The following is a 298-nucleotide window of genomic DNA, read 5'->3' on the forward strand; positions in this document are numbered from 1 at the left end:
CCCCCTTCTTCACGGCCTGACCGACGCTTGGCAACCCCTGCGGGCCCGCCTCCAGGCGCCCAGCCACCATGGCCTGCACCTTTCCGCCGGCATTCGGGTCCATGACCACCTTGCCGGCCAGCGCGGTGGTACGCGGCAATTCGCCGGCTTCCGTAACCAACGTGCGAACACCGATCTGGCGTTGTGCCGGCTTTGGCAGAAAGACACTGCCATCGGCTTGCCGTTGTGGCCCATTGCCTCCTGCCACAACTGGACCTTCATCGCCATGATCATGGCCTTCGCCAGCAAAGGCATTCCA

The 298-nt window shown here is 64.4% G+C and carries 1 pseudogene; it reads right to left on the reverse strand.

What is annotated here, in order from left to right:
* A pseudogene (locus C662_RS20615) lies at positions 1 to 298 on the reverse strand (efflux RND transporter periplasmic adaptor subunit); the annotation flags it as partial.

It is taken from the genome of Thauera sp. 28 (assembly GCF_000310145.2).
Lineage (GTDB): Bacteria > Pseudomonadota > Gammaproteobacteria > Burkholderiales > Rhodocyclaceae > Thauera > Thauera mechernichensis.